Annotated in this window: 27 protein-coding genes; 17 read left to right on the top strand and 10 right to left on the bottom strand. The window is 72.2% G+C overall.

Features of this window, described 5'->3' with window-relative positions; translation table 11 throughout:
- The first annotated feature begins 41 nt into the window (after positions 1-41).
- Complete coding sequence (locus Asera_RS08410) at positions 42-497, top strand: GatB/YqeY domain-containing protein (protein WP_030449845.1); 456 nt, start codon at positions 42-44, stop codon at positions 495-497.
- Between the two features lie 161 nt (positions 498-658).
- Here Asera_RS08410 and Asera_RS08405 read toward each other — a convergent pair whose 3' ends face one another.
- The gene (locus tag Asera_RS08405) at positions 659-2,977 is read right to left on the bottom strand and encodes a transglycosylase domain-containing protein (protein WP_084132903.1); all 2,319 of its coding nucleotides are present in this window, start codon (positions 2,975-2,977) and stop codon (positions 659-661) included.
- A 458-nt stretch (positions 2,978-3,435) separates the two neighbouring features.
- On the opposite strand from Asera_RS08405, the gene Asera_RS08400 reads away from it, so the two are divergent.
- Entirely contained in the window at positions 3,436-3,738 is a 303-nt protein-coding gene (locus Asera_RS08400) for a WhiB family transcriptional regulator (protein ID WP_035298806.1), read from the top strand.
- Between the two features lie 253 nt (positions 3,739-3,991).
- Here the strand turns inward: Asera_RS08400 and bagB are convergent, their stop codons facing one another.
- The 4 genes from bagB to Asera_RS08380 form a co-directional block, all read right to left on the bottom strand.
- The gene (gene bagB / locus Asera_RS08395) at positions 3,992-5,161 is read right to left on the bottom strand and encodes an ArsA family ATPase (protein WP_244843798.1); all 1,170 of its coding nucleotides are present in this window, start codon (positions 5,159-5,161) and stop codon (positions 3,992-3,994) included.
- Complete coding sequence (bagA, locus tag Asera_RS08390) at positions 5,158-6,159, bottom strand: ATPase BagA (protein WP_030449842.1); 1,002 nt, start codon at positions 6,157-6,159, stop codon at positions 5,158-5,160. Before bagA ends, bagB begins: the two co-directional genes overlap by 4 nt.
- A gap of 87 nt (positions 6,160-6,246) precedes the next feature.
- Positions 6,247-6,744, bottom strand: coding sequence for an Rv0361 family membrane protein (locus tag Asera_RS08385; protein ID WP_030449841.1), 498 nt, complete (start codon positions 6,742-6,744; stop codon positions 6,247-6,249).
- A 10-nt stretch (positions 6,745-6,754) separates the two neighbouring features.
- Complete coding sequence (locus Asera_RS08380) at positions 6,755-7,180, bottom strand: MerR family transcriptional regulator (RefSeq protein ID WP_051803087.1); 426 nt, start codon at positions 7,178-7,180, stop codon at positions 6,755-6,757.
- A gap of 91 nt (positions 7,181-7,271) precedes the next feature.
- Here Asera_RS08380 and Asera_RS08375 point away from each other — a divergent pair, with 91 nt between their 5' ends.
- From Asera_RS08375 to Asera_RS08350, 6 genes are all read left to right on the top strand, one after another.
- Positions 7,272-7,754, top strand: coding sequence for a hypothetical protein (locus tag Asera_RS08375; protein ID WP_051803086.1), 483 nt, complete (start codon positions 7,272-7,274; stop codon positions 7,752-7,754).
- A 4-nt stretch (positions 7,755-7,758) separates the two neighbouring features.
- Positions 7,759-7,920, top strand: coding sequence for a Sp36 family protein (sp36, locus tag Asera_RS08370; RefSeq protein WP_157035221.1), 162 nt, complete (start codon positions 7,759-7,761; stop codon positions 7,918-7,920).
- Complete coding sequence (locus Asera_RS08365) at positions 7,917-8,381, top strand: RidA family protein (protein ID WP_211255817.1); 465 nt, start codon at positions 7,917-7,919, stop codon at positions 8,379-8,381. Before sp36 ends, Asera_RS08365 begins: the two co-directional genes overlap by 4 nt.
- Before the next feature lie 256 nt (positions 8,382-8,637).
- Positions 8,638-9,432, top strand: a complete 795-nt coding sequence (locus tag Asera_RS08360; RefSeq protein WP_051803092.1) for an MBL fold metallo-hydrolase — start codon at positions 8,638-8,640, stop codon at positions 9,430-9,432.
- Positions 9,429-12,947, top strand: coding sequence for an adenylate/guanylate cyclase domain-containing protein (locus Asera_RS08355; RefSeq protein ID WP_030449836.1), 3,519 nt, complete (start codon positions 9,429-9,431; stop codon positions 12,945-12,947). Before Asera_RS08360 ends, Asera_RS08355 begins: the two co-directional genes overlap by 4 nt.
- 203 nt (positions 12,948-13,150) lie before the next feature.
- Complete coding sequence (locus Asera_RS08350; RefSeq protein ID WP_212804535.1) at positions 13,151-13,990, top strand: serine/threonine-protein kinase; 840 nt, start codon at positions 13,151-13,153, stop codon at positions 13,988-13,990.
- A gap of 99 nt (positions 13,991-14,089) precedes the next feature.
- On the opposite strand, the gene Asera_RS08345 is transcribed toward Asera_RS08350, so the two are convergent.
- Positions 14,090-14,764, bottom strand: coding sequence for a Crp/Fnr family transcriptional regulator (locus Asera_RS08345; protein WP_030449834.1), 675 nt, complete (start codon positions 14,762-14,764; stop codon positions 14,090-14,092).
- A gap of 219 nt (positions 14,765-14,983) precedes the next feature.
- On the opposite strand from Asera_RS08345, the gene Asera_RS08340 reads away from it, so the two are divergent.
- From Asera_RS08340 to pstB, 6 genes are all read left to right on the top strand, one after another.
- Positions 14,984-15,709, top strand: a complete 726-nt coding sequence (locus Asera_RS08340; RefSeq protein ID WP_030449833.1) for an adenosylcobinamide amidohydrolase — start codon at positions 14,984-14,986, stop codon at positions 15,707-15,709.
- A gap of 309 nt (positions 15,710-16,018) precedes the next feature.
- A complete protein-coding gene (locus tag Asera_RS08335) occupies positions 16,019-16,516 on the top strand; it encodes a MarR family winged helix-turn-helix transcriptional regulator (protein WP_157035220.1) in 498 nt (165 codons plus the stop codon).
- 646 nt (positions 16,517-17,162) lie between these two features.
- Positions 17,163-18,272, top strand: a complete 1,110-nt coding sequence (gene pstS / locus Asera_RS08330) for a phosphate ABC transporter substrate-binding protein PstS (RefSeq protein ID WP_030449831.1) — start codon at positions 17,163-17,165, stop codon at positions 18,270-18,272.
- Between the two features lie 87 nt (positions 18,273-18,359).
- Positions 18,360-19,376, top strand: a complete 1,017-nt coding sequence (gene pstC / locus Asera_RS08325) for a phosphate ABC transporter permease subunit PstC (RefSeq protein WP_084132901.1) — start codon at positions 18,360-18,362, stop codon at positions 19,374-19,376.
- 26 nt (positions 19,377-19,402) lie between these two features.
- Positions 19,403-20,449 carry a phosphate ABC transporter permease PstA gene (gene pstA / locus Asera_RS08320; protein WP_244843796.1) on the top strand — a complete coding sequence of 349 codons (1,047 nt, stop codon included), beginning with the start codon at positions 19,403-19,405 and terminating at the stop codon, positions 20,447-20,449.
- A 14-nt stretch (positions 20,450-20,463) separates the two neighbouring features.
- On the top strand, positions 20,464-21,240 hold the full coding sequence (gene pstB / locus Asera_RS08315; protein ID WP_030449828.1) for a phosphate ABC transporter ATP-binding protein PstB: 777 nt from the start codon (positions 20,464-20,466) through the stop codon (positions 21,238-21,240).
- Positions 21,241-21,399: 159 nt separating this feature from the next.
- On the opposite strand, the gene Asera_RS08310 is transcribed toward pstB, so the two are convergent.
- Positions 21,400-22,011, bottom strand: coding sequence for a TetR/AcrR family transcriptional regulator (locus Asera_RS08310; protein WP_030449827.1), 612 nt, complete (start codon positions 22,009-22,011; stop codon positions 21,400-21,402).
- Between the two features lie 68 nt (positions 22,012-22,079).
- Here Asera_RS08310 and Asera_RS08305 point away from each other — a divergent pair, with 68 nt between their 5' ends.
- From Asera_RS08305 to Asera_RS08295, 3 genes are all read left to right on the top strand, one after another.
- Positions 22,080-22,400, top strand: a complete 321-nt coding sequence (locus Asera_RS08305) for a hypothetical protein (protein ID WP_030449826.1) — start codon at positions 22,080-22,082, stop codon at positions 22,398-22,400.
- 76 nt (positions 22,401-22,476) lie between these two features.
- Positions 22,477-22,635 carry a hypothetical protein gene (locus Asera_RS08300; protein WP_157035219.1) on the top strand — a complete coding sequence of 53 codons (159 nt, stop codon included), beginning with the start codon at positions 22,477-22,479 and terminating at the stop codon, positions 22,633-22,635.
- Between the two features lie 377 nt (positions 22,636-23,012).
- The gene (locus tag Asera_RS08295; RefSeq protein ID WP_051803083.1) at positions 23,013-23,702 is read left to right on the top strand and encodes a S1 family peptidase; all 690 of its coding nucleotides are present in this window, start codon (positions 23,013-23,015) and stop codon (positions 23,700-23,702) included.
- Between the two features lie 115 nt (positions 23,703-23,817).
- Here the strand turns inward: Asera_RS08295 and Asera_RS08290 are convergent, their stop codons facing one another.
- From Asera_RS08290 to Asera_RS08280, 3 genes are read right to left on the bottom strand one after another with little or no spacing between them, the layout of a single operon-like run.
- Positions 23,818-24,672, bottom strand: a complete 855-nt coding sequence (locus Asera_RS08290; RefSeq protein ID WP_030449824.1) for a haloalkane dehalogenase — start codon at positions 24,670-24,672, stop codon at positions 23,818-23,820.
- A 10-nt stretch (positions 24,673-24,682) separates the two neighbouring features.
- Entirely contained in the window at positions 24,683-24,838 is a 156-nt protein-coding gene (locus Asera_RS08285; protein WP_211255816.1) for a pyridoxamine 5'-phosphate oxidase family protein, read from the bottom strand.
- Positions 24,835-25,650 (bottom strand): SDR family oxidoreductase, encoded by an 816-nt coding sequence (locus Asera_RS08280; protein ID WP_030449823.1) that lies wholly within the window; start codon positions 25,648-25,650, stop codon positions 24,835-24,837. Before Asera_RS08280 ends, Asera_RS08285 begins: the two co-directional genes overlap by 4 nt.
- Positions 25,651-25,700 lie beyond the last annotated feature (50 nt).

The following is a 25,700-nucleotide window of genomic DNA, read 5'->3' as shown; positions in this document are numbered from 1 at the left end:
GCGGCACCGGGCCCGCGCCCGGTCGGGAGGATCATGGACCGATGAGTTCTCTGAGCGAACGGTTGCGCGCCGACATGACCGCGGCGATGAAAGCCAAGGACGGGTTGACCCGGGACACGCTGCGGATGGCCCTCACCGCGGTACGCACGGCCGAGACGTCCGGGACGACGGCCACCGAGCTGTCCGACGACGAGGTCATGGCGGTGCTGACGAAGGAGGCGAAGAAGCGCCGGGAGGCGGCGGAGGCGTTCGACGGCGCGGGCCGTACCGAGTCGGCGCAGCGGGAGCGGGACGAGGCGAAGGTGCTGGCCCGCTACCTGCCGGCGGAGCTGTCCGACGCCGAGCTGACCGAGCTGGTCGCCGCCGAACTCGCCGACGGCGGGTTCACCGAGCCGCGGCAGATGGGCCAGGCGATGAAGCGGATCCAGCCGAAGGTGGCCGGCCGGGCCGACGGCAAGCGGGTCGCCGCCGAGGTGAAGCGCCAGCTCGCCGGCTGATCGCCGGGCACCCCTTCGGCCGGCACAACGACGACAGAGCACGCCAAGCGGGCGGCAACGGGACGCCGGGCGAGCGGCGACTCGGCGGCCGGACGTACGACGAACGGCGGGCCGACCGGCGGCCCGGGGACCGGCCGATGGTCGGCACCCGGGCCCGGTCGTCAGTAGCGTCGGCCGGTGGGGCCGTAGCTCTGCGGCGTCTCGCCGAACGGCCAGGTGCCCCCGCCGTGGCCGCCATGCCCGCGCCCGCCGTGATCGTCACCGCCGGGGTGCTTCGGGTCGTCCTTCTTCTTCTTGGTCGGCGGCGGCTGGGTCAGGGAGCCGTCGTCGCCGAGGGCGATCTTCTTCGATTCCTTCTTGAATGCGACCGGCTTCTTGTGCCGCAGCGCCGTCTGCATGGTCTTGGTGACCGCCTGGTCGACCTGGTTGGAGACAACGGCGCCGACGTAGTTGCGTTGGTCGGTGGGATCGACCGCGGTACCCGCCGCGGCCACCCCCGTGGTGATCCCGGCGAACGTCTCGGTCGCGTTGTTCTGCGACGAACCGGTCTTGCCACCGAACTGCCAGTCGCCCAGCCAGCCGGCGACGGCGCCGGCGGTGCCGCCGCTGCACTGCCCGTAGTACGGGGTCTGGTTCACGGTGCACCGGGTGGCGTCGGTGGCGGCGCGGGCGATGTCCGCGGGAATCGCCTGGTGGCAGTTGGGCTTGCCGGCCGAGACCTCTTTGCCCTCGTTGTTGATGATCTTCATGACCGGCAGCGGCGCGCAGTACTTCCCGTCCGCGGCGATCGTGGCGTACGCGTTGGCCAGCTCCAGCGGGTACGTGCTGGTCACGCCGAGGGTGAACGGACCCCACTCGTCCGCGTGGTTGGACAGCCAGGCGTCGCTGGCTCCGTGGTTCTCGGTGAAGCCCTGGTTCGGGTCGCCCTTGAACTTGATCCCGAGCTTCTTGGCCATCGCGACCGCCTTCTGCGGTCCGACCTCCTGCTCCAGCCAGACGAAGTACGTGTTGACGGAGTGCCCGAAGCCGGTCCACATGTTGCGGTACCCGGAGAAGTAGCTGGTGTCGCTGTCGTTCTTGACGCAGTAGACGTAGCCGCCGTTGCCGTTCGAGCAGGCGCCGTCACCGGCCGCGGTCGGGTAGCGCGACTTGAACTGCACCGGTGCCACGTAGCCGGTGTCCAGCGGCTTGCCGTCGGCCAGCGCCGCCAGCATGGTGAACATCTTGTACGTCGAACCGGTCTGGTAGCCGCCGTCGTGCACCGAGTCGCCGGTGCCGGTGATCAGCGGGTTCACCGTGTTCGGGTAGCCGTTCTGGCCCTTCGGGTTCTTCGCGTAGCTGTAGTTGCGGTTGACCGCGAGGGCGAGCACCCGGCCGGTGCCCGGCTCGACGGCCGCGATCGGCAGCGCGAAGTTGCTGTTCTTGGCGTAGACGCTGGTGGACTGGTCCATCGCGGTCTGCTGGGTCTTCGGGTCCAGCGAGGTGATGATCTTGTAGCCGCCCTGCTTGAGGTTCTTCACCCGCTCGGCCGGGTTGGCCCCGAACGCCTTCTGATGCGACCACCAGTTCTGCACGTAGTCGCAGAAGAAGCCCCAGTCGTTGTGCTTGTCCGGGACGCTGCTGCAGCCGTTCTCGGCCTGGCTGACGTGCAGCTCGATCTTCTGCTTCTGGTCCTTGTGCGCGGTATCGGTGCCGATGTAGCCCATCTTCGCCATCGCGCCGAGCACGTAGTCGCGCCGCGCGGTGGCGTCCTTCATGTCCTTCGTCGGGTCGTACTGGTCGGGCGACTGCACCAGGCCGGCGATCATGGCCGCCTCGGACACCGTCAGCTCGCTCGGCAGCTTGGAGAAGTAGGTCTTGCTCGCCGCGTAGATCCCGTACGCGCCGTGGCCGAAGTAGGAGATGTTGAGGTAGCGCTCGAGGATCTGCTTCTTGGTCAGCTTCTTCTCCAGCGCCACCGCGTACCGCATCTCCTTGAGCTTGCGGGCCGGGGTGTCGGCGAGCGCCTCCTTCTGCTCCTCGGGCGTCAGGTTCGGGTCGCTCTTGAGCACGTTCCGCACGTACTGCATGGTCAGCGTGGACGAGCCCTGCTGGACCTCACCGCTCTGCCCGTTCGCGACCAGGGCGCGCATGACGCCCTTCAGGTCGACGCCGTGGTGGTGGTAGAAGCGGGTGTCCTCGGCCGCGACGATCGCCCGCTGCATGTTCTTGGAGACCTGGCTGAGCGGCACGTCCTTGCGGTTCTCGTCGTACATCTGCGCGATCAGCGTCTTGCCGTCGTTCGCGTACAGGTACGAGATCTGCTGGGAGGGCGCGATCTTGAGGTCGCTCGGCAGGTTCTCGAACGAGTCGGAGCCGGCCTTCGCGGTGAGCCCGCCGAAGGCAACCGCCGGAAATGCCGCGGCGGCCACCACAACGCCAGCTAGCAGACCACAGATCAGCAATGACGCGGCGTTGGACAGCAGGGAGTGTTCGCGCATCCGGATCACCGTCCCAGGGTACGTGACGTCGACTGGCCCAACCGCGGTCGGTTGAGCGCCCAGGAGGGCCCGATCCGACCGTTCACCGGTCGGTCGGCCCAGCGGGCGCGGCCGATGCGATGTCGGGCATCGCGGCACGCACCCCCGTAACACCAGACGGCGCGCGGCGTTGGTTGGTTGCGTACCGGCCCGGGAGCGTAGCGAAGGTCACCATCGCGGGCGACCCCAGATTCGCGGAGAAAAATCCCCTGACGACATTGCGTAATCAAGTGATTACAGAGGATCATGACGAGGCGACGGGTGTGTCGATCTCTCACGCTTGAGAGCGACGAAGCCCGTACGTGCTGTTGTGGTTGGGGCGATCAGTATCTAGTCTGCGCACGGGGGCAGCTCCAACCCACACCAGCGCGGGCCACGACGGTGGCTCGGCAGGGGGACCAAGAGGGGGGTCTTGGGTTATGGGGCTGAACGCCGAATGGGCAACAAGTGCCGCGTGCCGGGATGGGGACCCGGACGCACTGTTCGTACAGGGAGCGGAACAGAACATCGCCAAGCGAGTTTGTCGGTCGTGCCCGGTCCGGTTCGAGTGCCTCGCAGACGCGCTCGACAACCGTATCGAGTTCGGCGTGTGGGGCGGCATGACGGAGCGGGAACGGCGCGCGCTACTGCGTCGGCACCCGCAGATCCGAAGCTGGCGGGCAGTCTTCGAGACGGCGTTGAAGAACCAGCGGACGCCGGCCACCGCGGCATTGGCCGGCTGACACGACCGTTCCGCATCGACGTACCGGGTGGGGGACCCGGACGCTGATCGGAGCGGTGGGGGAACAACCGGAGGTCGTACCGGACGCGAACATCATCGGCCCGTACGGGGGGAAACGAACGGGCCACGGAGCTGTCACCCGGCGTCCGACACGTCCAACGCAGAAGCGCCCGGCCCATCGGGGCCGGGCGCTTTCCGCTGCCTGCACGGCAGGTCGGTCGCGGGCATCGGGGCGGGTGGCCGGCTGGCGGCCGTCAGTGCGCGTCACCGAGGGCGGCGCCGACCGCCCGCAACCCGGCGAGGTCGTGCACGTCCGCCGGTTGCGCCGGCACCGCGGACAGCGGTACCTGCGGGTGGGCCAGCGCGAACCGTTCGGCGACCGAGCGTTCCCGGGCCACCCGGCGGCGCAGCCCGGCGTGGATCCGCAGCGCGGCGGCGGTCTGCGCCGACTCGCCCGCGGCGGCCAGCGACTCCGCGGCACCGAGGCTGCGGTCGGTGGACAGCTGGCCGGCGGCCACCTGGTGCACCCGGTTGAGCACCAGGCCGGACAGCGGCATCCGGTCTGCGGACAGCCGCTCCGCGAAGTACGTCGCCTCCCGGATCGCGTCCGGTTCCGGCGCCGCGACCAGCAGAAACGCCGTCTCGCGGTGCTGGAGTACCCGGTAGGTGCGCTCGGCGCGCTGGCGGAACCCGCCGAAGGTGGAGTCGAGCGAGGACACGAACGTCGACACGTCCGAGACCAGCTCGGTGCCGAGCACCTTCATGAACGCCCGGCCGACCAGCGAGAACGATGCGGTCATCAGCCGCAGCACCGACCGGCCGCCGTTGCGCGCCGGCACCAGCAGCATCCGCAGCATCCGGCCGTCCAGGAACTTGGCCAGGTGCTGCGGCGCGTCCAGGAAGTCCAGCGCGGACCGCGACGGCGGGGTGTCCACCACGATCAGGTCCCACTCGTCGGTGGCCCGCAGCTGCCCCAGCTTCTCCATCGCCATGTACTCCTGGGTGCCGGCGAAGGTCGACGACATGGCCTGGTAGAAGGGGTTCGCGAAGATCTCCTTGGCCTTCGCCGGGTCGGTGTGCGCGAGCACCACCTCGTCGAAGGTGCGCTTCATGTCCAGCATCATCGCGAACAGCGCACCGCCGTTGCCGGTGTCGACGCCGGCCACCTCGCGGGGCGTGTTGTCCAGCTCGGTCAGCCCCATCGACTGGGCCAGCCGGCGGGCCGGGTCGATGGTGAGGACCACGGTGCGGCGCCCCTGCTCGGCAGCGCGCAGCCCGAGCGCGGCGGCGGTCGTCGTCTTGCCGACCCCGCCGGAGCCGCAGCACACCACGATCCGGACCGACGGGTCGCCGATGATCGCGTCGACGTCGAGGGTGGGCGAGACGGCCGGCCGGCCGGACAGCACGTCGTCGACACCGGTCACGCGGTCACCACCCCCTGCTTGGTCAGCGTCTCGGCCAGCGAGTACAGCGCGGACACGTCGATGCCTTCGGGCAGCAGCGGCAGCTCCAGCATCAGCCGGTCGAGTTTGTCCAGCTCCCCGCGCAGCCGGTGCTCCAGGTCGAGCCGGGCGCGGTACTCGGCCACCTCGGCGGCCAGGCCGGCCACGGTGGCGCGGTCCGCCGGCAGCCCGGCGGCGGTCAGGCCACGGCGCAGCTCCGCCTGGGTGACCTTGCCGCCGTCGAGCAGCGCCGGGCGGGTCTCGTTCACGATGATCGCGCCGACCGACATGCCCAGCTCGGCCAGCTCCGCCGTGGCGTCCGCGGTCTCCTGGACCGGCATCTCCTCCAGCAGCGTGACCACGTGCACCGCGGTCAGCGGCGAGCGCAGGATGGCCGCGACGCCCTCGCTCTGGGTCTTGATCGGGCCGACCTTGGCGAGCTTCGCCGTCTCCGCGGTGACGTTGAGGAACCGGGCGATCCGGCCGGTGGGCGGGGCGTCCAGCACGACCGCGTCGTACACCCGGCCGCGGGCCCGGCGGCCCTGCTCGGTGCGGGTGACCGCCTCCTTGACCTTGCCGGTGAGCAGCACGTCGCGCAGGCCCGGGGCGATCGTGGTGGCGAAGTCGATGGCGCCCAGCCGCTTCAGCGCCCGGCCGGCCGTCCCCAGCCGGTAGAACATGTCGAGGTAGTCGAGCAGCGCCTCCTCGGCGTCCACCGCGAGCGCGCGCACCTCGCCGCCGCCGGGGGCGACCGCGACCCGACGCTCCGCGTACGGCAGCGGGGGCGTGTCGAACAGCTGGGCGAGGCCCTGGCGCCCCTCGACCTCGACGATCAGGGTGCGGCGGCCGTCCGCGGCGAGCGCCAGCGCGAGCGCCCCGGCGACCGTGGTCTTGCCCGTACCGCCCTTGCCGGTGACGACGTGCAGTCGGGCCCGGGGCCAGGCCGACGACAGTCGGGCCCGGGGCCAGGCCGACGACAGTCGGGCCCGGGGCTCAGCCGACGGATCGGCCGGCCCGGCGTTGTCGGCTGGTCGCGGCACGCTCCGAGCGTACCCGTCAGCGGCGGCTCATCGACCGGTGCGGATGGCGCAGACCCGCCAGCCGTGCTCGTCGGTCACCCCGAACCGCCACTTCTGGTCGTCGGTACGGGCCTGCCCGGCCACCGTCCGCCGCAGGTGCAACTCGGCGGTGACCGTCGCCTCGTCCCCGTGCCGGGCGGTCTCGGTCAGGTCGCTCCAGGTCACCTTGCTGCCGGCCTGCTGGTACTGGGCGGCCTCGTCGAGCAGCTGCTGCACCGCCTTGGCGTCCCGCTGCTTGGCGCACACGTACCGCTCGGCGGCCTTCTCGTCCTGTTGCACGAAGATCGCGTTGAGCAGCCCGGACGCCGCCGCGGTCGGCTGTTTCGCCCCCGGAGCGACCTTCACGACCAGCAGGTAGCCGGTGGTACCCAGGCCGAGGCAGATCAGCACCACGCCGATCAGCACGAACACCGTCACGGTGCCGGCCCTGGTCCGGGTCGGCCCGGGCGGCGCCGGCGGGGTCGGGGCGGGGTACGGCGCGGTCATGCCCGTCACCCTAAGCCGTCGGGCAAGGCGGCATCGGCCGCCGAGGCGCGCGCGGGGAGCGGGCCGGCGGACCGGCAGGTCGGGGCAGCGGGCGCATCGGGCAGTCGGTACCGACCCGGCCGGCGAGTTCGGCCCGCAGCGCGGCCAGCTCCGCCATCCGGGCGTCGATCAGCCGGACCTTCGCCGCGACCAGATCCGACACCGCCGGTGCATCCGCCGGCGCCGGGCTCAGGGTGTCCGCCTGCTGGGCGATCTCGGCCAGGGTGAAGCCCAGCGCCTGCGCGGTGCGCACGTAGCCCAGCCAGGTCACCGCCTCGGCCGGGAAGTCCCGGTACCCGTTGGGCAGCCGCCGGCCGCGCACCAGCCCGAGTCGCTCGTAGAGCCGCACGGTGTCCTTGCTGACGCCGGCCCGGCGGGCCACCTCCCCGATCAGCACGCCGCTCCCCCTGCCGCCGGACTTGACCTTGGACCGTACTCCGCCCCTTAGCGTCGGCCCCGTTCCGCGCCCCGAGTTCCCGGAGGTACCCGTGTCCGCTGTCACCGCACCGGCCGAGCGCCGGTACCGGCGCGTCGTGCGCGCGAGCGCCGGCTACGACCTGGTCGTCACCGCCGGCTTCGCCACGCCGTGGAGCTACGCGCTGGTGCACGCCGCGCTGTCCGGGCTGGGCGACCGGCTCGGCCTCGGCGCGCTGCCCGCCCTCGAACCGGCCCAGCTGCTGTACGCGAACCTGATGGGGTCGATCGTCGTCGTCTGGTCGGTGCTGCGGCTGCGCCGGCCGAGCCGCCGCTACGGCGGGTACGACGGGGTCGCCCGGGTGCTGTTCGCGCTCTGGCAGGGCTGGGCGCTGGCGCACGGGTTCTCGTCCGTGCTGTGGCCGTTCCTCTTGGTGGAGGTCGCGTTCGCGATCGCCCAGCTGGTACCGCGGGCGAGGTGGCGGGTGCGCCCCGGCGCGGGGCGGGCCGGATCCGCGGAGCCGGCCGAGGCCCCCGAGCAGCGCGTCCTAAGCTGACGCCATGCAGAAGTGGGAATACCAGACGGTGCCGCTGTTGGTGCACGCCACCAAGCAGATCCTGGACAACTGGGGTTCGGACGGCTGGGAGCTCGTCGCGGTGATCCCGGGGCCGAACCCGGAGAGCCTCGTGGCGTACCTCAAGCGGCCCGTGGAGCAGTCCTGATGGGGACGGTCGCGGACCGGCTGACCGAGCTCGGGCTCACCGTGCCCGAGGTCGCGGCGCCGGTGGCGGCGTACGTACCGGCGCTGGTGGACGGCGATCTGGTGTACGTGTCGGGTCAGCTGCCGGTGATCGCCGGCGAGTTGGTGGCGACCGGCAAGGTCGGCGCCGAGGTGTCCACGGACGCCGCCGCCGCGCTGGCCCGTACCTGCGCGGTGAACTGCATCGCCGCGCTCGCCTCGGTGGTCGACCTCGAGCGGGTGCGGCAGATCGTCAAGGTGACCGGGTTCGTCGCCTCGGCGCCGGGATTCACCGACCAGCCGCTGGTCGTCAACGGCGCGAGCGAGCTGTTCGGTGCGGTGTTCGGTCCGGCCGGCCAGCACGCCCGCAGCGCGGTCGGGGTGGCCGAGCTGCCGAAGGGCTCCCCGGTCGAGATCGACGTGATCGCCCGAATCGCGCCCTGACCAGCCCAGACGGTGATCCGACCGGTACCGGCGGTGATGCCGGACGGGCGGCCGATGATCAACGCAGCGGCCGCCCGGCTGGCGAGGATTCGTCAGCGGATTCCGGAATTCCGGAAAGAATCCAAGGCCACCATCGGGTGGTGATGACGGATCTCCGACGGCCGGCTGGGTGATCGGGCTCGCACGCCGTACGATCTCTGCCGTGGGCAGCGCGGAGCCGGAGGATCAGCTCGCCGGCCCCCGGGCGGGGGTGCGGTTGACCGGTTCGGCGACGACCCCACTGGTCGACTTGCCCGGATGGGTCCGGCTGTTCCGGGCGCCCAACCCCGGCCCGATGACCCTCACCGGGACCAACTCCTGGGTGCTGGGCGCACCCGGCCAGGACGGCTGCGTCGTCGTGGATCCGGGACCCGCCGACGAGGAGCACCTGGCCGCGCTGGCCGGGGAGCGGCCCCGGCTGACCCTGATCACGCACGACCACCCAGACCACGTCGAGGGCCTCGACCGGTGGCGCGCGCTTGCCCCCGACACCCGCCTGCACCAGCCTTCCCGCGGCACCGTCGACGGCGAGGTCCTGCGCGCGGCCGGGCTGACGATCGAGATCGTCCCGACACCGGGGCACACCACCGACTCGACGTGCTACCTGGTCAGCTGCGGCGACGAGCGGGTGATTCTGACCGGCGACACCGTGCTCGGCGCCGGTACCACCGTGGTCATGTGGCCGGACGGCGACCTCGGCGCGTACCTGGCGAGCCTGGCGCGGCTGCGCGACCTCGGCGCCGGCCTGCCCGTACTGCCGGGGCACGGGCCGGCGCTCGCCGACTGCGCGGCGGCGGCGGAGTTCTACCTGGCGCACCGGCGGGTCCGGCTCGGCCAGGTGCGCGCGGCGCTCGCGGACGGGGCAACCGGCGTGGACACCGTGCTGGCGCGGGTCTATCCGGACATCGCCCCCGAAGTACGACCGGCCGCCGAGCTGACGGTGCGTGCACAGCTCGCCTACCTCCGTGACCGGGAACACAATCCCTCCTTCGAGCCGTTGGACACCACGTGACCTGCCCGGTGTGTGGAACCGTCGCCGTACCCGGCGCCCGCTACTGCCATCACTGCGGCAGCCGGCTGCCGACCGTGGCGGCCGCCCCGGCGACCGAGCGGCGCGTGGTCACCATCCTGTTCGGCGACCTGTCCGACTTCACCGCCTGGTCGGAGGACCTGGACCCGGAGCGGGTCAGCTCGGTGACCGACCGGGTGCTGGCCGCCTTCGCCGGCGCCGTGACCACGTTCGGCGGGCACGTGGACAAGCTGACCGGCGACGGCATCATGGCGGTGTTCGGCGCGCCGGTGGCGCACGAGGACGACCCGGACCGGGCGGTACGGGCGGCGCTCGCGATGCAGCGCGCCGTGCGCCGGGTGCTCGACGCGGAGCAGGGCGGCGGCGTGCCGCTCGGGCTGCGGGTCGGCCTCAACACCGGCCAGGTGGTCGCCGGCGTGCAGGCCAACCTCGAGTACACGGTGATCGGCGACGCGGTGAACACCGCCGCCCGGCTGGCGGACGCCGCCCAGGTCGGCACCGTGTACGCGGGCTCCACCACCTACCACGCGACCCGGCAGCGGGCCGCCTGGCGACGGCTGCCGCCGTTGCGGCTCAAGGGAAAGCGCGAGCCGGTCGAGACGTACGAGCTGCTCGGGCTGCGGGACGCGCCGGGCACCCGGTCCGGGCTCGGCGACGAGGCGCCGTTCATCGGCCGCGAGCCGGAGGCCGGCCGGTTCGACGGCCGGCTGAACGAGGTGATCGACCGCGGCCAGCCGCGCACCCTGGTGATGACCGCGGAGGCCGGCGTCGGGAAGTCCCGGTTCGCGGCCGAGGCCGGGCGACGTGCGGCCGAGCACGGCGCCCGGGTGCTGTCGGTGCGCTGCGAGGCGTACGGCGAGCGGCGCCGGCTCGCACCGCTGGCCGACCTGGTCCGGCAGGCCGCCGGGCTGTCCCGGGAGGACGGCAGCCCGCGTGGCGCCAGCCGCTCCACCGCCCAGTCCCGGCTGTACCGGCTGGCCGCGAAGCAGCCCGGGGACACCCCGCGGTTGCCGATCGACCTGCTGCTCGCGCTGCTCGGGCACGGCGACCTGCCGAACCGGATGGAGCGCCCCGCCGGTACCAGCGGGGACGCCGGTGAGGCGATCCCGGCCGCGGTGGCCGACCTGCTCAACGTGCTCGCCGCCGAGTCACCGCTGGTGGTGGTCGTCGACGACGTGCACGATGCGACGAGCGAGTCGCTCGCCGCGCTCGGCGCGATGATCTCCCGGCTGACCGGGCCGGTCCTGGTGCTGCTGCTCGGCCGGCCGGAGCTGACCCGTACCGCCGGGCTGCTGTCCCGGATCCCGGACGCGGAGCTGACGCCGCTGCCGGTGCTGCGTGGTGAGGACGCGAGCCGGCTCCTCCGGGCGTACCTGTCCGGCGGGTCGCTGTCCGCCGCCGACGAGGGCCGGCTGCTCGCCACCGCCCAGGGCAACCCGTTCTACCTGGCCGAGCTGGTGACGCTGCTGATGGAGCGGGGCCGGCTGGTGGACGACGAGGAGCCGGGGGACGACGGCCGGGTGCGCTGGTCGCTCGCGGCCGGTTCGCTCGGCGGCCGGCTGCTGTCCCGCGACCTGGCCGCGGTGCTCGCGGCCCGCATCGACGCGCTGTCCCCGACCGCCCGGACGGTCCTGCGTGACGCCGCGGTGGTCGGCGACACGGTCCCGGTGTCGTCGCTGTCCTCGCTGGAGCCGGAGCTGTCCGACGCGGACGAGGACAAGGCGATGGACGACCTGGTCGCGCGCAACATGCTGCGCCGCACCGGGCGGGACGAGTTCACCTTCACGACCCCGCTGATGCGCGAGGCCGCGTACGCCGGGATCGGCAAGGCCGACCTCGCCGACCGGCACGCCCGGCTGGCCCGGTGGGCGGCGCAGCGGGTGCACTCGGAGGGCACGTACTCGCCGGCCGACGGCGAGACGCTGGGCGACGACGCGTTCGTCGCCGAGCACGCCGAGAAGGCGGTGTTGCTGGCCGACGAGGTGGGCCTGCGCGACGACGCGGACGCCCGATCGGTGGCGCCGCTCGGCGCCGCGGCGCTGTCCCGGATGGCCGGCCGTGCCCTCGAGGACGGTGAGCCCGGCCGGACCGTCGAGCTCGCCGGCCGCGCCGCGCGGGTCGCCGGCGGTACCGGCGGGGGCAGCCTGCCGGTCGCCGACCGGCTGGTGCGCGCGCGGGCGCTGCTGCAGCTCGGCCGGGCCAACGACGCGCGTGAGGAGGCGGAGCAGGTCGCGGCCGGCGCGATCAGCGACGTGGTCCGGATCGACGCGCTGCTGCTCGCCGGGGACGCCTACCGCACCCTGGGCAACCGGGAGCAGGCGCGGGCGTCCTGGCGGGCGGCGCTGCAGGCGGCCGGATCGGCCAACCTGCCACAGCAGCGGGCGGCCACGCTGTGCAAGCTGGCGATGAGCGACTACCTGTCCGGCCGGTTCGCCGAGGCCGAGGAGCAGATCTCCGACGCGTACAAGGTGTCGCAGGAGGCCGGCGACAAGCGCAACCAGGCCTGGGCGCTGCAGCATCTCGCCTGGGTGACGACCAGCCGGGGCGACTTCGCCGGCGCGGACGGTGCGCTGGGCCGGGCGGCGAAGCTGTTCGCCGAACTGGACGACGACACCGGCCGCACCTGGGTGCGCGGGACGACCGCGTTCGGCCGGATGCTGGCCGGCCGGCTGACCGAGGCGGACAAGCTGGCGCGCGCGTTCCTGCCGTTCGGCGAGCGGGTCGGCGACACCTGGGCGGTCGGTACGTTGCGCAGCGTCGCCGCGTTCGCGTCCGCCGAACTGGGCCGGTTGGCCGAGGCGGAGCGGATCGCGCAGCGCGCGTACCAGGACTTCGAGCTGATGGGCGACGACTGGGGCCGCGGGCTCGCGCTGGTGGCGCGGGCGATGGTGGCGCGCGGCGCGGGCCGGATCGACCAGGCGGTCCAGCTGCTCACCGAGGCGGAACGGTTCGGCGAGAAGACCAGCCACCCGCTGCTGCTCGGCATGTCCCGGACGATCCGCGGGTTCTGCCAGCTGGACCGGTCCGATGCGGTGGCGGCCGAGCGGGACGCGCGGGCCACCCTCGACCTGGTCGAGCCGTACGACGTGGTCGACTCGGCCCGGGTGGGCCCGATGGTGCTGCTGGCCGAGGCGCGCCGGGCGCAGGGCGACCTGCCGGCCGCGCTGCGGCTGATGGACGAGATCGACGCCGACCCCGACCGTCCGGTGTTGCTGCTCTCCCGGCGGCAGGCCGGTGCCGTCCATGCCAGCGCGCTGCTGTGCGCCGGCCGTACCGTCGAGGCGGTCGAGCGGGCCCGGGCCGCGGTCGACTCGCCGGCCGAGGACGTGCGCAGCGGGGTGCTGGCGCACGCCGCGCTCGCTCGCTGCCTGGCCGCGGCCGGCAACGCCGACTGCGCCCGGCACGAGGCCCAGCTGGCCGCGGAGGCCGCGTACGCGACGGAGCAGACCGCCGACCGGGCCCGGGTCGACGGCCTGCTGGCCGAGCTGCCGGGCTGACAGGTTCACGACAACGGGTGACGAGCGACACGGCTAGGGTTCGGTGCGAGGTCCGTGCGGGACCGCGGCGAAACCGTGGGTTGGCGGCCGGCATCGACGGTCTGTTGTCGAGATGCGTCCTGGTGGGTCGGCAAACCGGCGACCGAGACCGTAGGCTCGTTCGGCTGAGCACTTGTTCGGTCCGGGGAGGAGACGTGACGTCGATGCATCCCGCGACTCCTGCCGCACCGCCGGCGCTCGGGCCGGGCCTCACCGCGCTGGTGCCGATCGCGCACGGCAGCACCGCCACGGTGTACCGGGCACTGCAGGCGTCCGTGGGTCGACCGGTCGCCGTCAAGATCGACAACCGTACCCTGGACACCGAGCGCGACCGGCGCCGGTTCCGGGACGAGGCGAACGCCACCGGCCGGGTCTCCGGCCACCCGCACGTGATCGACCTGTTCGACGCCGCGGTCAGCCCGGCCGGCCACCCGTACCTGGTGATGGAGCTGTGCAACGGGTCGTACTCCGACGACGTCGGCGCGCTGTCCCCGGCCCAGGTCCGGTCCGTCGGCATCCGCATCGCGAGCGCGCTCACCGCCGCGCACGCGGCCGGTGTGCTGCACCGGGACGTCAAACCGGGCAACATCCTGCACACCCGGTTCGGCACGCCGGTGCTCGCCGACTTCGGCCTCGCCGTACTGCTGGACCAGCGGGACGGGACCGAGGCGCTCGATCCGCTCACCCCCGCGTACGCGGCGCCCGAGTCGGTCGCCGACGCGGTGGCGCTGCCGTCCGGGGACGTCTACTCGCTCGCCGCCACCCTGTACGCGCTGCTCGGCGGCCACCCGCCGCGGCTGCCCGGCCCCGGCGTGCCCACCACCGCCACCCTGCTGGAGCTGTACGACCAGCCGGTGCCCGGGTTGCCCGACGTGCCGGACGCGCTGCTCGCGGTGCTACGGCAGGCGCTCGCCACCGATCCGGACCGGCGACCGAGCGCCGCGGAGTTCGGGCAGCTCCTGGCCGACGCCCGGGTCAGCGCACCCCCCGAACCGGTCGGCTGAGCCGGCCGTACGACGCGGCTTCGGCGGTCCGAGGACACGCACCGGCCCGGGATCCCTGATCGGGCCCCGGGCCGGTTTCGCGATGATGATGTGCGCAGGTCAGCGGGCGCGCCGGGCCAGCCGCTCCGGGTCGAGGATGATCACGCTCTTGCCGTCCAGCCGCAGCCAGCCGCGCGAGGCGAAGTCGGCGAGCGCCTTGTTGACGGTCTCCCGGGAGGCACCGACGAGCTGCGCCAGCTCCTCCTGGGTGAGGTCGTGGGTGACCCGCAGGACGCCGCCGTCCCGGGTGCCGAACCGGCCGGCCATCTGCAGCAGGTTCTTCGCGACCCGGCCGGGCACGTCGGTGAAGATCAGGTCGGCCAGCGAGTCGTTGGTGCGGCGCAGCCGGCGGGCGAGCACCCGCAGCAGCTGCTCGGCGATCTCCGGCCGGTTGGTCAGCCACGGCCGCATCGCGGCCTTGCGCAGCCGGGCCAGCCGCAGGTCGGTGACCGCGGTCCCGGTCGCGGTGCGCGGGCCCGGGTCGAACAGCGACAGCTCGCCGACCATGTCGCTGGGGCCCATGATCGCGATCAGGTTCTGCCGCCCGTCCGCGGCGCGGCGACCGAGCTTCACCTTGCCGGAGAGCACGATGTACAGGCTGTCGCCCGGCTCACCCTCGGTGAAGACCACGTCGCCCTTGCGGAACTCGACGATGTCGAGATCCTTCGCGAGCGCTTCGGCAGCCTCAGGGTCGACACCCTGGAACAGGCCCGCCCGGGCCAGCACATCATCCATCGCGCACCTCCACCCCGCAGCCGGCGCTGCGCGGTTGAGTCTAGGCGTACCAACGCCGCAGATGTACCGCACAACGTCGATAAGCCGTCAGTTTCCTGGTCAAGGCGGGCGTGAGGTTGTGCCCCGTGGCCCGCCTACCACCGATCTTGCCGTATCACCAGTTCAGTGCGCACGCGGGGCCGGTGCCCGCGGCCGGCGCCGGCACGTGAAGATGTCGCTATGGATCCAAGGCTGACCGCGCGAACAGAACGAAACCGGTCGATCCCGCTGCTTGTGTGGGAGTTCTCGGCGCCTCGGTCGTGTATCTCGTCGGGGCCGCTGGGCGGTGGCCTCACGGTCCGCGACTGGTTGATCAACGCCACCGTACCCCTGAGCTACGACCGGACCGACCCGGATCGGCACCTCGCCGAGATCGGCGCCGGGCTCGGCCTCACCGGTACCGGCGCCGGGCTGCTCACCGCCGTCGACGTCACCCGCCACCACGTCGCGGCCGACTCCGGTGTGCACGCGACCGCCACCGTCGGGCTGTCCAGCCCCGCCTGGGCCGCCGCGCCGGACGGCCACTTCCGCCGCGAGGTACCCGCCGGCGACCGGCCGGCCGTCTTCGCCGAGTACGAGACCGTCGAGTACCGGCCGCCGGAGCCCTACCGGCCGGGCACCATCAACGTCGTCGTCGCGCTGCCGGTACGGCTGTCACCCGCCGCGCTGGTCAACGCCGTCGTCACCGCCACCGAGGCGAAGGCCCAGGCGCTGTACGAGGCCGGCGTCCGCGCCACCGGTACCGCCTCCGACGCGGTCGTCGTCCACTGCCCCGTCGACGGCGAGCCCGAGCCCTACGGTGGGCCACGATCGCCGTGGGGCGCCCGGCTGGCGCGAGCCGTGCACTCGGCCGTACTCACCGGCACCCGCGCCTGGATCGCCAGTCCCAAGCGGGCGTTGCCGTGATGCAACGGGCGTGGCCCCGTTCTTCTTCGTCGATCACTGGGCGTCGATGGGTATCGGTGCCGGGGCCGGGTGGGGATGGCCAAGGGAGCGGCCCCTTGCCGGGGAAGGAGCGCGAGCGGGTGTCCCTACAGGGTTTGTCGGCCGTGGCTGGTAGGGCTTGCGGTCGCGCAGCATGGCGAACAAGACGTCACAGCGGCGGCGGGCCCCGTTGACGCGTAGTGCAGATAGGTATCGAGGATGTCGATCTGTGGCGTTCGGAGCTCCCTGAGATAGATTGACAGGGCCCTGACGATCACGGAGGTTAGACAGGTGCCCGTCAACAGCGATTCAGGAAAGCACTCCCCACGCATCTCGCTGATGCTCCGGATGCTCCACGACGCCTATACCGCAGCGGTCGAGGCTGAGTTGCGTAGCTCCGGTTTCGCCGATCTGGCCGGGGGTCGCGCCAAGGCGCTGCCATTCATCCCGGAGCGCGGTATCGCCGTAGGGCGGCTCGCCGAGCTTGTGTCGATCCGCAAACAGAGCATGGCGGAGATGGTGGGCCAGTTGGAGCGAGACGGGTTCGTGCGCAGCGGATCCAACCCCGAAGACGCCCGCCAGCGGGTGGTCTTCCTGACCGCCAAGGGCCAGAAGGCTCAGCCCGCGGCCGCGAGCGCCGGCGACGCGGTCGAGCTCCTCTGGGCGAACCTCACATCGCCGGAGTTGGTCTCGCGGCTCCGGATGGATCTCGAGGCGCTGGTGACGGCCGTCCGAGGGAATGACACCAAGACCGGTTCGGCCCGGGACGCCGCCAGTACCCAGGCGTGAGACGGACGGAGGGCTGTTCGGCGATGGGCGAGACCTCGCCGCCACCGTGCGAGCACACCTCGCGGAGCTGACCGGCCCGCTGTGGACCGACCTCCCTCCGGACGACGTCGCGGCCACCGAGCGGACGCTCAACACCCTCATCACCCGCGCACACGCACGGCTCGCGGACTGAGCCCGGATCCACCACCGGTGATTGGTGATCGGTGATTTCTGTGGGTGTCGCTTCGGCCGGGATCAGGGCGTGGCTGATCTGCCGGCCGAAGCCGGCTCCTCCACTTCGAGGCCTTGGTCGCGCCCGTTGGGGCTGGTTGGTCAGGTCGTGACTGCCGCTGGTGGGCTGGTCGCGGTCGCCCACAGCGGCGCAGCGCGGACACGGCGGCGGAGGGACCAGTGCGACGAAAGGGAGTGGGGTGGGAAAGAGGGCGAACAGCGCTCTCTGCACGGGTGGGTAGGCGGGTGCGTTCAGGTGGGGTACATCGCAACCCCGGCGTGATGTCACCGCGCCGGCGGGAGCTGTTCACGGCGCGTTCACCGTGCCCCGGGAGGGCGGCAACCTCGCGCTCCTAGCGTCCGAGCCAGACCGCCAGTACGGCGGCCCCGGCCGCAGCCGCGACCGGGACTCGTAGACGCACGAAGGGAACTTCGCGTGAAGCTCCAGCGGCATGGCGCGCTCGCCGCGCTGGCCATCTCGGCCACGTTGGCGATGGCCGCCTGCGGTTCGGACAACACCGGCTCGGGCGGCGGCAGCAAGAGCACCGCAAAGGCGCCGAGCACCGAATGCGCCAAGGGTTCGCTGACCTCACAGGGTTCGACGGCGCAGAAGAACGCGATGGACCAGTGGATCAAGGCGTACCAGACGAAGTGCTCCGGTGCGCAGATCACCTACGACGGCACCGGCTCGGGCGCCGGCATCCAGGCGTTCACCTCCGGTACCGCCGACTTCGCCGGCTCCGACTCGGCGCTCGCGGACGGTGCCGAGCAGAAGGCGGCGGACAAGCGCTGCACCGGCGGTGAAGCGCTCGACCTGCCGATGGTGACCGGCCCGATCGCCGTGGTCTACCACGTCCAGGGCGTGCAGGACCTGCAGTTCAAGCCGGCCACGCTGGCGAAGATCTTCGCCGGCAAGGTCAAGACCTGGGACGATCCGGCGATCAAGGCGGACAACCCGAAGGCGACGCTGCCGTCGACGCCGATCCAGGCGGTGCACCGCTCCGAGTCGTCCGGCACCTCGGACAACTTCACCACGTACCTGTCGAAGACCGCCGGCGCGGACTGGACGTACGGCCACGCCAAGGAGTGGAAGGCGCCGGGCGGGGTGGGCGCCAAGGGCTCCGACGGCGTGTCGGCGAAGGTGAAGCAGACCGCGGGCACGATCGCCTACGACGAGTGGTCGTACGCGACGACCAACAGCCTCGACATCGCGAAGATCTACAACGGCGCCGGGCAGTACACCGAGCTGACCGCGGAGGCGGCCGGCAAGACGGTCGAGGGCGCCAAGGTCGTCGGCCAGGGCGACAACCTGAAGCTCGACATCGACTACAACACCAAGGTCGCCGGGGCGTACCCGATCGTGCTGGTCACGTACGAGATCGCGTGCAGCAAGGGCAACGACTCCGGCAAGCTCGACCTGCTCAAGTCGTTCCTGACCTACGTTTCGTCCGACGACGGCCAGGCCGCGCTGACCCAGCAGGGCTACGCGCCGCTCCCGAAGCCGGTGCAGACCAAGGTGCAGGGCGCCATCAAGGGCCTGGCCTGACAGCGATGTGGTGCCGGTCGCCGACCGGCACCACATCGGTGTCGTTTCTTCGGATGAGGACCTCTGGCAGATGAGGACCGGGTCGAGATGAGCGAATCGCCGATGCCCACGAAGGTCGAGCCGGAACCCACCGTCCACGGTGGACCGACACTGGGCGGTGGCGCCGCCCTTCCCCGCGCCGGCCGGCGGATGGAGAAGCTGTTCCGGTGGTTCAGTACCGGAGCCGGTGTGCTGGTGCTCGTGGTGATCGTGGCGATCGCCGCTTTCCTGATCACCCAGGCGATCCCGGCGCTACGGGCGAACCAGGCCCACTTCTTCACCTCCACCACGTGGCTGCCGAACGACGTGGCGCACCCGCGCTTCGGCATCGCCGCACTCGCCTACGGCACGGTACTGAGCGCCGCGATCGCGCTGATCATCGCGGTTCCGGTGGCGCTGGGCATCGCGCTGTTCCTGTCCCACTACGCACCGCGCCGGATCGCCACCGGGCTCGGCTTCGTCATCGACCTGCTGGCCGCGGTACCCAGCGTCATCTTCGGCCTGTGGGGCCGCGATTACCTGTCCGGGCCGGTCACCGACCTGGCCGGCTGGCTGCACCGCTACCTCGGGTTCGTCCCGCTGTTCGGCAGCGGCGGCCCGTACGGGAACTCGATCCTGCTCGGCTCGATCGTGCTGGCGATCATGGTGCTGCCGATCACCACGGCGCTGTGCCGGGACGTGTTCGTGCAGACGCCCAGGGCGAACGAGGAGGCCGCGCTGGCGTTGGGCGCGACGCGCTGGGAGATGATCCGTACCGCGGTCCTGCCGTACGGCCGGCCCGGCATCGTCGCGGCGGTGATGCTCGGCCTGGGCCGCGCGCTCGGCGAGACGATCGCGCTGGCGATGACGCTGGGCGCCACGTTCGGCGTGTCGATCGACCTGATCGGAGTGGGCGGCAACTCGATCGCCGCCAACATCGCGAACGGCTTCGGCGAGGCGAACGCGACCGGTCGCGGCGCGCTGATCGCCTCCGGCCTGCTGCTGTTCGCCATCACCCTGATCGTCAACGTCGCCGCGCGCGCGATCATCTTCCGGCGCCGCGAGTTCGTGGGGGGCCAGTCATGACCACCTTGTCGCGGAACGGATCGCTGATGTCAGCTTCGCTGCGTGCCCGGCGGTTGCCGAAGGCGGTACCGCCGCTGCTCGGCGTCGCCGCGCTGGGTGCGTCCGCGGCCGGCATCCTCGGTACCGGCGCCGGCGGCTGGGTGTTGACCGTCGTCGTCGCGGCGGTGCTGTTCGTGCTCGCCACCCTGATCGTCGCCGGGGCGGTGGAGGGCGGCCGCCGGGCCCGCGACCGGGTCGCCACGATCGCCGTTTACGGCGCGTTCATCCTGGCGCTGATCCCGCTCGGCTCGGTCGTGGCGACGCTGCTGGCCAAGGGCACCGGCCGGATCGACGTGGAGTTCTTCTACCACTCGATGAACAACATCACCGCGCTGGACCCCGGCGGCGGCGCGTACCACGCGATCGTCGGCACCCTGGAGCAGGTCGGCATCGCCGCGGTACTGGCGATCCCGCTCGGCCTGGCCGCGGCGATCTACCTCGTCGAGTACGGCCGGGGTCGGCTGACCACCGTGATCCGGTTCTTCGTCGACGTGATGACCGGCATCCCGTCCATCGTGGCCGGCCTGTTCGTCCTGGCCTTCTGGGTACTGATCGTCACGCCGGTGTTCAACCACGGCCGGCCCGGCTACTCCGGGTTCGCCGCGGCGCTGGCGCTGACCGTACTGATGCTGCCGACGATCGTGCGCTCCGCCGAGGAGATGCTCCGGCTGGTACCGCAGGCGCTGCGGGAGGGCTCGTACGCGCTGGGCGTGCCGAAGTGGAAGACGATCCTGCGGGTGGTACTGCCCACCGCGGCGCCCGGCATCGTCACCGGCGTGATGCTCTCGATCGCCCGCGCCGCAGGCGAAACCGCCCCGGTGCTGCTCGTCGCGGGCGGTACCCCGGCGATCAACGTCAACCCGTTCTCGGGCAACCAGGAGTCGCTGTCCTACTTCGTGTACGAGCAGGCCGGCGCGGCATCGCAGTATGCGCCGGGCCGGGCCTGGACCGCGGCGCTGACCCTGATCGCGATCGTCGCGATCCTGACCATCGCGGCGAAGCTGCTGGCCCGCCGCTCCACCATCGGCCGGTAGAGGTGACTGTGCGCATGGCCAAGCGTGTCGAAGCGGTCGACGTGACCGCGTACTACGGGTCGTTCAAGGCGATCGACTCGATCACCATGACGATCGAACCGAAGTCGGTGACGGCGCTGATCGGGCCGTCCGGCTGCGGCAAGTCGACGTTCCTGCGCTCGATCAACCGGATGCACGAGGTCACCCCGGGCGCGAAGGTGCGGGGCAAGCTGATGATCGACGCGGAGGACATCTACCACCCGCGGGTCGACGTGACCGCCGTCCGCCGCACCATCGGCATGGTGTTCCAGCGCCCCAACCCGTTCCCGACGATGTCGATCTACGACAACGTGGTCGCCGGGCTGCGGCTCAACGGGGTTCGCAAGAAGTCCACACTGGACGATGCGGCCGAGTCCGCGCTGCGCGCCGCGCACCTGTGGGGCGAGGTGTCCGGCCGGCTGAAACGGCCCGGTGGCGGCCTGTCCGGCGGCCAGCAGCAGCGGCTGTGCATCGCCCGCGCGATCGCGGTCGAGCCGCAGGTGCTGCTGATGGACGAGCCGTGCTCGGCGCTGGACCCGATCTCCACCCTGGCGATCGAGGATCTGATCGGCGAGTTGAAGGACCGCTACACGGTCGTCATCGTCACGCACAACATGCAGCAGGCGGCCCGGGTGTCGGACCGGACCGCCTTCTTCTCCATCGAGTCGACCGGCGACCCGGGCCGGCTGGTCGAGTTCGACGACACCGCGAAGATCTTCCAGAACCCGAGCGAGCAGCGGACCGAGGACTACATCACCGGCCGGTTCGGGTAGGTGGCGCTGCGCCGGGCCCAGCCGTCGCCTGGCGGCGTTGTCGTCGGGGCGGAGTGCGTTCCTCCTCCGCCTTGCCAGGCGACCTCTGGATCCCGGCTCGCTCACGTCCCCTCGGGGTACCCGTCCAGACCGATCGACGCGTGGGGAACCGGCGACCGGTCAGGTTGCCAGGGCGGTCAGGTGTGCGCGCAGGACCTCGCGGGCACGGGTCGGGGGCAGCACCTCGGGGTAGAGGATCGCGTTCACGCCCAGGCCGTCCACCAGGGACGCCAGCCGCTCGGCCTGCAGATCGATCTCGTCGGCGGGGGTCGAGTCGTCGACCAGGCGGGCGACCACCCGCCGGGCCAGCGAGCGGGATCCGGTCGCCGCCCGTACCGCGAGGTCGCGCAGCTCGGGATGGGTGCGGGCGTGCGCGGTGAAGTCGAGGAAGACGGTCAGCTCGGCGCGCCGCTCGTCGTCCAGCGGCAGCAGTTCGGCGAGCAGGTCGGTGGCCTGCTCGACCCGGTCGGCGGTGGGGAGGTCGCCGAGCGCCCGGATCCGATCGACGCGTGCCTGCAGCCGGTCGCCGACCCGATCGACCATCGCCTGCATCGCGAACCGCATCAGTTCCTGCTGGCTGGCGAAGTAGTGCCGGAGCGAGCCGAGGTTGAGCCCCGCCTCGTCGGCGACCGTACGCAACGAGACGCGGGCCAGGCCGTCGCGCTCGGCGACCCGGAACAGCGCGGCCACCACGTCGCGGCGGCGCGCGGCGGCATCCACCTTCCTCGGCATGGCTCCTTTCTATCACAGCTGTGCTACGTTGTATTTAGCACAACTGTGATACAACCCTGGAGGCAATCGTGGAGACGGTGCTCAACCTGCTGCTGATCCGGTTCGGGATCATCGTCGGAGTGGTGGTGCTCGCCGCCCTCGTGCTGTTCGGCATCGCCGTGGCGCTCAGGCGCCACGGCCGCGACGGCACGCTTCGCCGGCACGCCGACCGCGCCCGCCGGTACGCGGCACCGGCGGTCGCCGACGCCGCCCGCGACCTCGCCCGCGGACGGCGCGTCGGGCTGGGCACGACCGCCGCCCGGGCGGCGGGCCGCTACCTCACCGACCGGGCGGCGGGCCGCTACCTCGCCGACCGGAACAACCGGTCCGGCGACGGGGACCGTCGATGAGCGGGCCTGCACGCGCGGGCCACGGGCATCGCGGGCCCCGGTGCCTCATCGGCGTTCCGCCGAAGGAGGAAGGCCGGTGAGCGCGCTGCGACTGCTGGCCGAGGACGGCAGCGAAGAGATCCTGCGCGAGTTGCTGTTCGACCGGCTCGCCAAGATCGGCATCGTGATCGTCGGGTTGCTGCTGCTGGGTGTCGGCATGGCCCTGATCTGGCGCCGCGTCTCCCGCCGCGGCTGAGCCACTCTCCACTGTGGATGGTGGTATCCGTGCGGTGCGCGCGGCACTGCACACGGTCCGGTTCGCTCGCCGGGACCGGCGCGCTCGCACCGGCTTGGTATGTTCGTCCGTGTTGCACGACGTGCACCGATCGGTGCCGGTTCACCGCCGGTCGCACGCTCCGGCACCGCCATCCCGATCCCAGGTGGTCGGGTGCACCGACCGTGAGTACCCGCGCCGCGGCCGATGTCCCGCGTGCCCGGGTTCGGAGAGGACTCTCGCCAGATGCGTTCCACCACCCTCGCCCGCCGGACGGCCACCGTCGCCGCCGGGCTGCTCGGCCTGCTCGCGCTCGGCGCCGCGCCGGCGCCGCCCAGCCGGCCACCGCCGACGGCACGATGACACCGCAGATCGCGCACGGCACCTCGGCGCCGGACGGCGCGTACCCGTTCTCGGTCAAGTTCACCATGACCGACATCCCGCAGCCCGACGGCGGGACGTACGACAGCGCCTGCTCCGGCGCGCTCATCGCACCGCGCTGGGTCGTCACCGCCGGCCACTGCTTCCACGACGTGAACCGCAACCCGGTCAGCGGCCCCCCGCAGTACGGGTCGACCACCGCCACCGTCGGCCGCACCGACCTGTCCGACGACGGTGGTCACGTGCTCGACGTGGTGGACGTCAAGCAGTCGCCGGACACCGACATCGCGCTGGCGAAGCTGTCCGCGCCGGTACGGGACATCGAGCCGCTCCGGCTCAACCGCACGGCGCCGGTCGCCGGCGACCCGGTCCGGCTCGTCGGCTGGGGTGCCACCACCGCCGACGGCGCCCCGGAGACGCACCTGCAGATGGGCGACTTCACCGTCACCAGCGTCGACGAGCACGACGTGTACGTGTCCGGCGCCGCGCCGTCCGCCGACACGTCGGCCTGCCCGTACGACTCGGGTGCGCCGTACTTCGCCGAGACGGCGCGGGGTCCGCGGCTGGTCGGGGTGGAGAGCACCGGCCCGGACTGCCCGCACACCGGCCCGGAGACCACCTCCCGGGTCGACACCGTGGCTCGCTGGATCCTCCGCCAGATCCACTGAGCCGTCCCGCATCCGGGGGTCGCGAGCAGTGCTCGCGGCCCCGTCGCGTTCCGGCGCGGCGTGGTGCCCGGCGAACATGCGACGACCCCTGGAACCCAAGGCCAGTGGGGGCCGCTCAGCGAAGATGGTGGCGGTCGAGCCAGCGGGCGATCGCCGCGGCAAGCACCGCGGGCTGGTCCTCCGGCGTGTGGTGGCCCGCCAGGTCCTCGTACTGCTCGATCTCGACGCCTGCGATGTTCCGGGCGTACCAGTCGAGCATCGCCGGCTCGGTCATCGTGCCGTAGTCGGGCCGGAACGCCACCAGCAGCTTGGGCACGTCCGGGCTGGCCGCCAGCCACTCGTCGTACTCGGTGACCCGTTCGACCACATCGACCGGGTCACCGCCCAACGGCATCGAGCGCGGCCAGCGGAGCAGCGGGAGGCGGCTCTTCTCGGTCGGGTACGGCCGGCGGTAGACGGCCAGATCCTCCGGGGTGAGATGGGCCGAGATGGCCGCGAGACCGCCCGCGACGTACGAGTCGGCCAGAATCATCTGCTCACCGAGGCCGGCGGTCTTGATCTCCCGGAACAGACCGCGGCCGGCCTCCGGGAACTCCTCCCAGCTCATCGGCTTGAGAATCGCCTCGGTGAACGCGATCCCCCGTACCCGGCCGGGGTGGCGGGCGGCCCAGTCCGCGGCCAGCGCGCCACCCCAGTCGTGCCCGACGAGAACGACCTGGTCGAGGCCGACCGCGTCGAACCAGGCATCCAGATAGCGGGCATGGTCGGCGAACGTGTAGTCGATCGCGGGCTTGCCGGACTCGCCCATCCCGATCAGGTCGGGCGCGAGCAGCCGCCCGGGGCCGACGGCCGGCAGGACGTTGCGCCACAGGTACGACGAGGTCGGGTTGCCGTGCAGGAACACGATCGGCGCGCCGGTACCGGTCTCCCGGTGGTACATGGTCGATTCGAGTGTCTGGTTGTCGGGCATGCCCCGTCCTTCAGAGGTTGAGTGTCCTGACGCGGTCGACCGCGATCTCGAGTACCACCCGGCCGGGCGGGTGGGGCGGCGGGGTGCGGTAGCGCGCGATGTAGCGGCCCACGGCTGCCGCGATGCGGGTGGGGTCCGCCAGGAAGGCGGCGACGGCGGGCGTCACCGGAAGGCGCCCACCATGCGGGCGGCCCAGTCAGTGAACGGTCGCGGGGTCCGCCCGAGCACCCGCTCGACATCGGGGCTCACCCGCTGCTCGGCCGGCAGCGGCTCGCCGAGGATGGCGAGCGTGCCCTCGACCACCGGCTCGGGCATGAACGCGAGCATCTGGGCCCGCGCCTCGTCGCGGGTCTGCTCGACGAAACGCACCGGCGTACCGAGCGCCGCCCCGATGGCGACGGCCCGATCGCGCGGGGTGACCAGCGACGGCCCGGTCAGCTCGTAGGTCCGGCCGCCGTGGCCCTCCTCGCGCAGCGCCGCGGCGGCGACCTCGGCGACGTCTGCCGGGTCGACCATGGGCAAGCCGACGGCACCGAACGGTGCGGCCGCGGTGCGGTCGGCGCGGATCGAGGCGGCCCAGGCGTACGCGTTGGAGTTCAGGCCGCCGGATCGCAGAATCGTCCAGTCCAGACCGGATCCACGCACCGCGTTCTCGAACGACTCCGCATGCCGGTACGCGTCCGGCCGGGTGCCGACGCCGAGCGAGGAGAGGAGCGTGACGCGCCGGACGCCGGATTCCTTGGCGGCGCTCAGGATTCCCTCCGGGTCGTCGCCGGCGACGAGCAGGAACAGGGCGTCGGCGCCGTCGAGCGCCGGCCGCAGGCTGTCCGGATCGGCCAGGTCCGCCACGTGGTGCGGCACGCCGTCGGGAAGCGGCGCGGGGTGTCGCGAGACCGCGACCACCCGCTCCCCGGCAGACGTGAGCGTCCGCACCAGTTCACCGCCGACGTTGCCGGTTGCGCCCGTGACCACGATCATCGATGACTCTCCAAGTTAGTTAGCTGACTGACTTACTTGTCGGACGCTAC

It is taken from the genome of Actinocatenispora sera (assembly GCF_018324685.1).
Lineage (GTDB): Bacteria > Actinomycetota > Actinomycetes > Mycobacteriales > Micromonosporaceae > Actinocatenispora > Actinocatenispora sera.
This window is presented reverse-complemented; position numbering and strand designations above follow the sequence as displayed.

Coding starts and splice junctions, on each gene's coding strand:
- Asera_RS08410 (WP_030449845.1), top strand. CDS start 42: ATGAGTTCTCTGAGCGAACGGTTGCGCGCCGACATGACCGCGGCGATG.
- Asera_RS08405 (WP_084132903.1), bottom strand. CDS start 2,977: ATGCGCGAACACTCCCTGCTGTCCAACGCCGCGTCATTGCTGATCTGT.
- Asera_RS08400 (WP_035298806.1), top strand. CDS start 3,436: ATGGGGCTGAACGCCGAATGGGCAACAAGTGCCGCGTGCCGGGATGGG.
- Asera_RS08385 (WP_030449841.1), bottom strand. CDS start 6,744: ATGACCGCGCCGTACCCCGCCCCGACCCCGCCGGCGCCGCCCGGGCCG.
- sp36 (WP_157035221.1), top strand. CDS start 7,759: ATGCAGAAGTGGGAATACCAGACGGTGCCGCTGTTGGTGCACGCCACC.
- Asera_RS08350 (WP_212804535.1), top strand. CDS start 13,151: ATGCATCCCGCGACTCCTGCCGCACCGCCGGCGCTCGGGCCGGGCCTC.
- Asera_RS08345 (WP_030449834.1), bottom strand. CDS start 14,764: ATGGATGATGTGCTGGCCCGGGCGGGCCTGTTCCAGGGTGTCGACCCT.
- Asera_RS08340 (WP_030449833.1), top strand. CDS start 14,984: ATGGATCCAAGGCTGACCGCGCGAACAGAACGAAACCGGTCGATCCCG.
- pstC (WP_084132901.1), top strand. CDS start 18,360: ATGAGCGAATCGCCGATGCCCACGAAGGTCGAGCCGGAACCCACCGTC.
- pstA (WP_244843796.1), top strand. CDS start 19,403: ATGTCAGCTTCGCTGCGTGCCCGGCGGTTGCCGAAGGCGGTACCGCCG.
- pstB (WP_030449828.1), top strand. CDS start 20,464: ATGGCCAAGCGTGTCGAAGCGGTCGACGTGACCGCGTACTACGGGTCG.
- Asera_RS08310 (WP_030449827.1), bottom strand. CDS start 22,011: ATGCCGAGGAAGGTGGATGCCGCCGCGCGCCGCCGCGACGTGGTGGCC.
- Asera_RS08295 (WP_051803083.1), top strand. CDS start 23,013: ATGACACCGCAGATCGCGCACGGCACCTCGGCGCCGGACGGCGCGTAC.
- Asera_RS08290 (WP_030449824.1), bottom strand. CDS start 24,672: ATGCCCGACAACCAGACACTCGAATCGACCATGTACCACCGGGAGACC.
- Asera_RS08280 (WP_030449823.1), bottom strand. CDS start 25,650: ATGATCGTGGTCACGGGCGCAACCGGCAACGTCGGCGGTGAACTGGTG.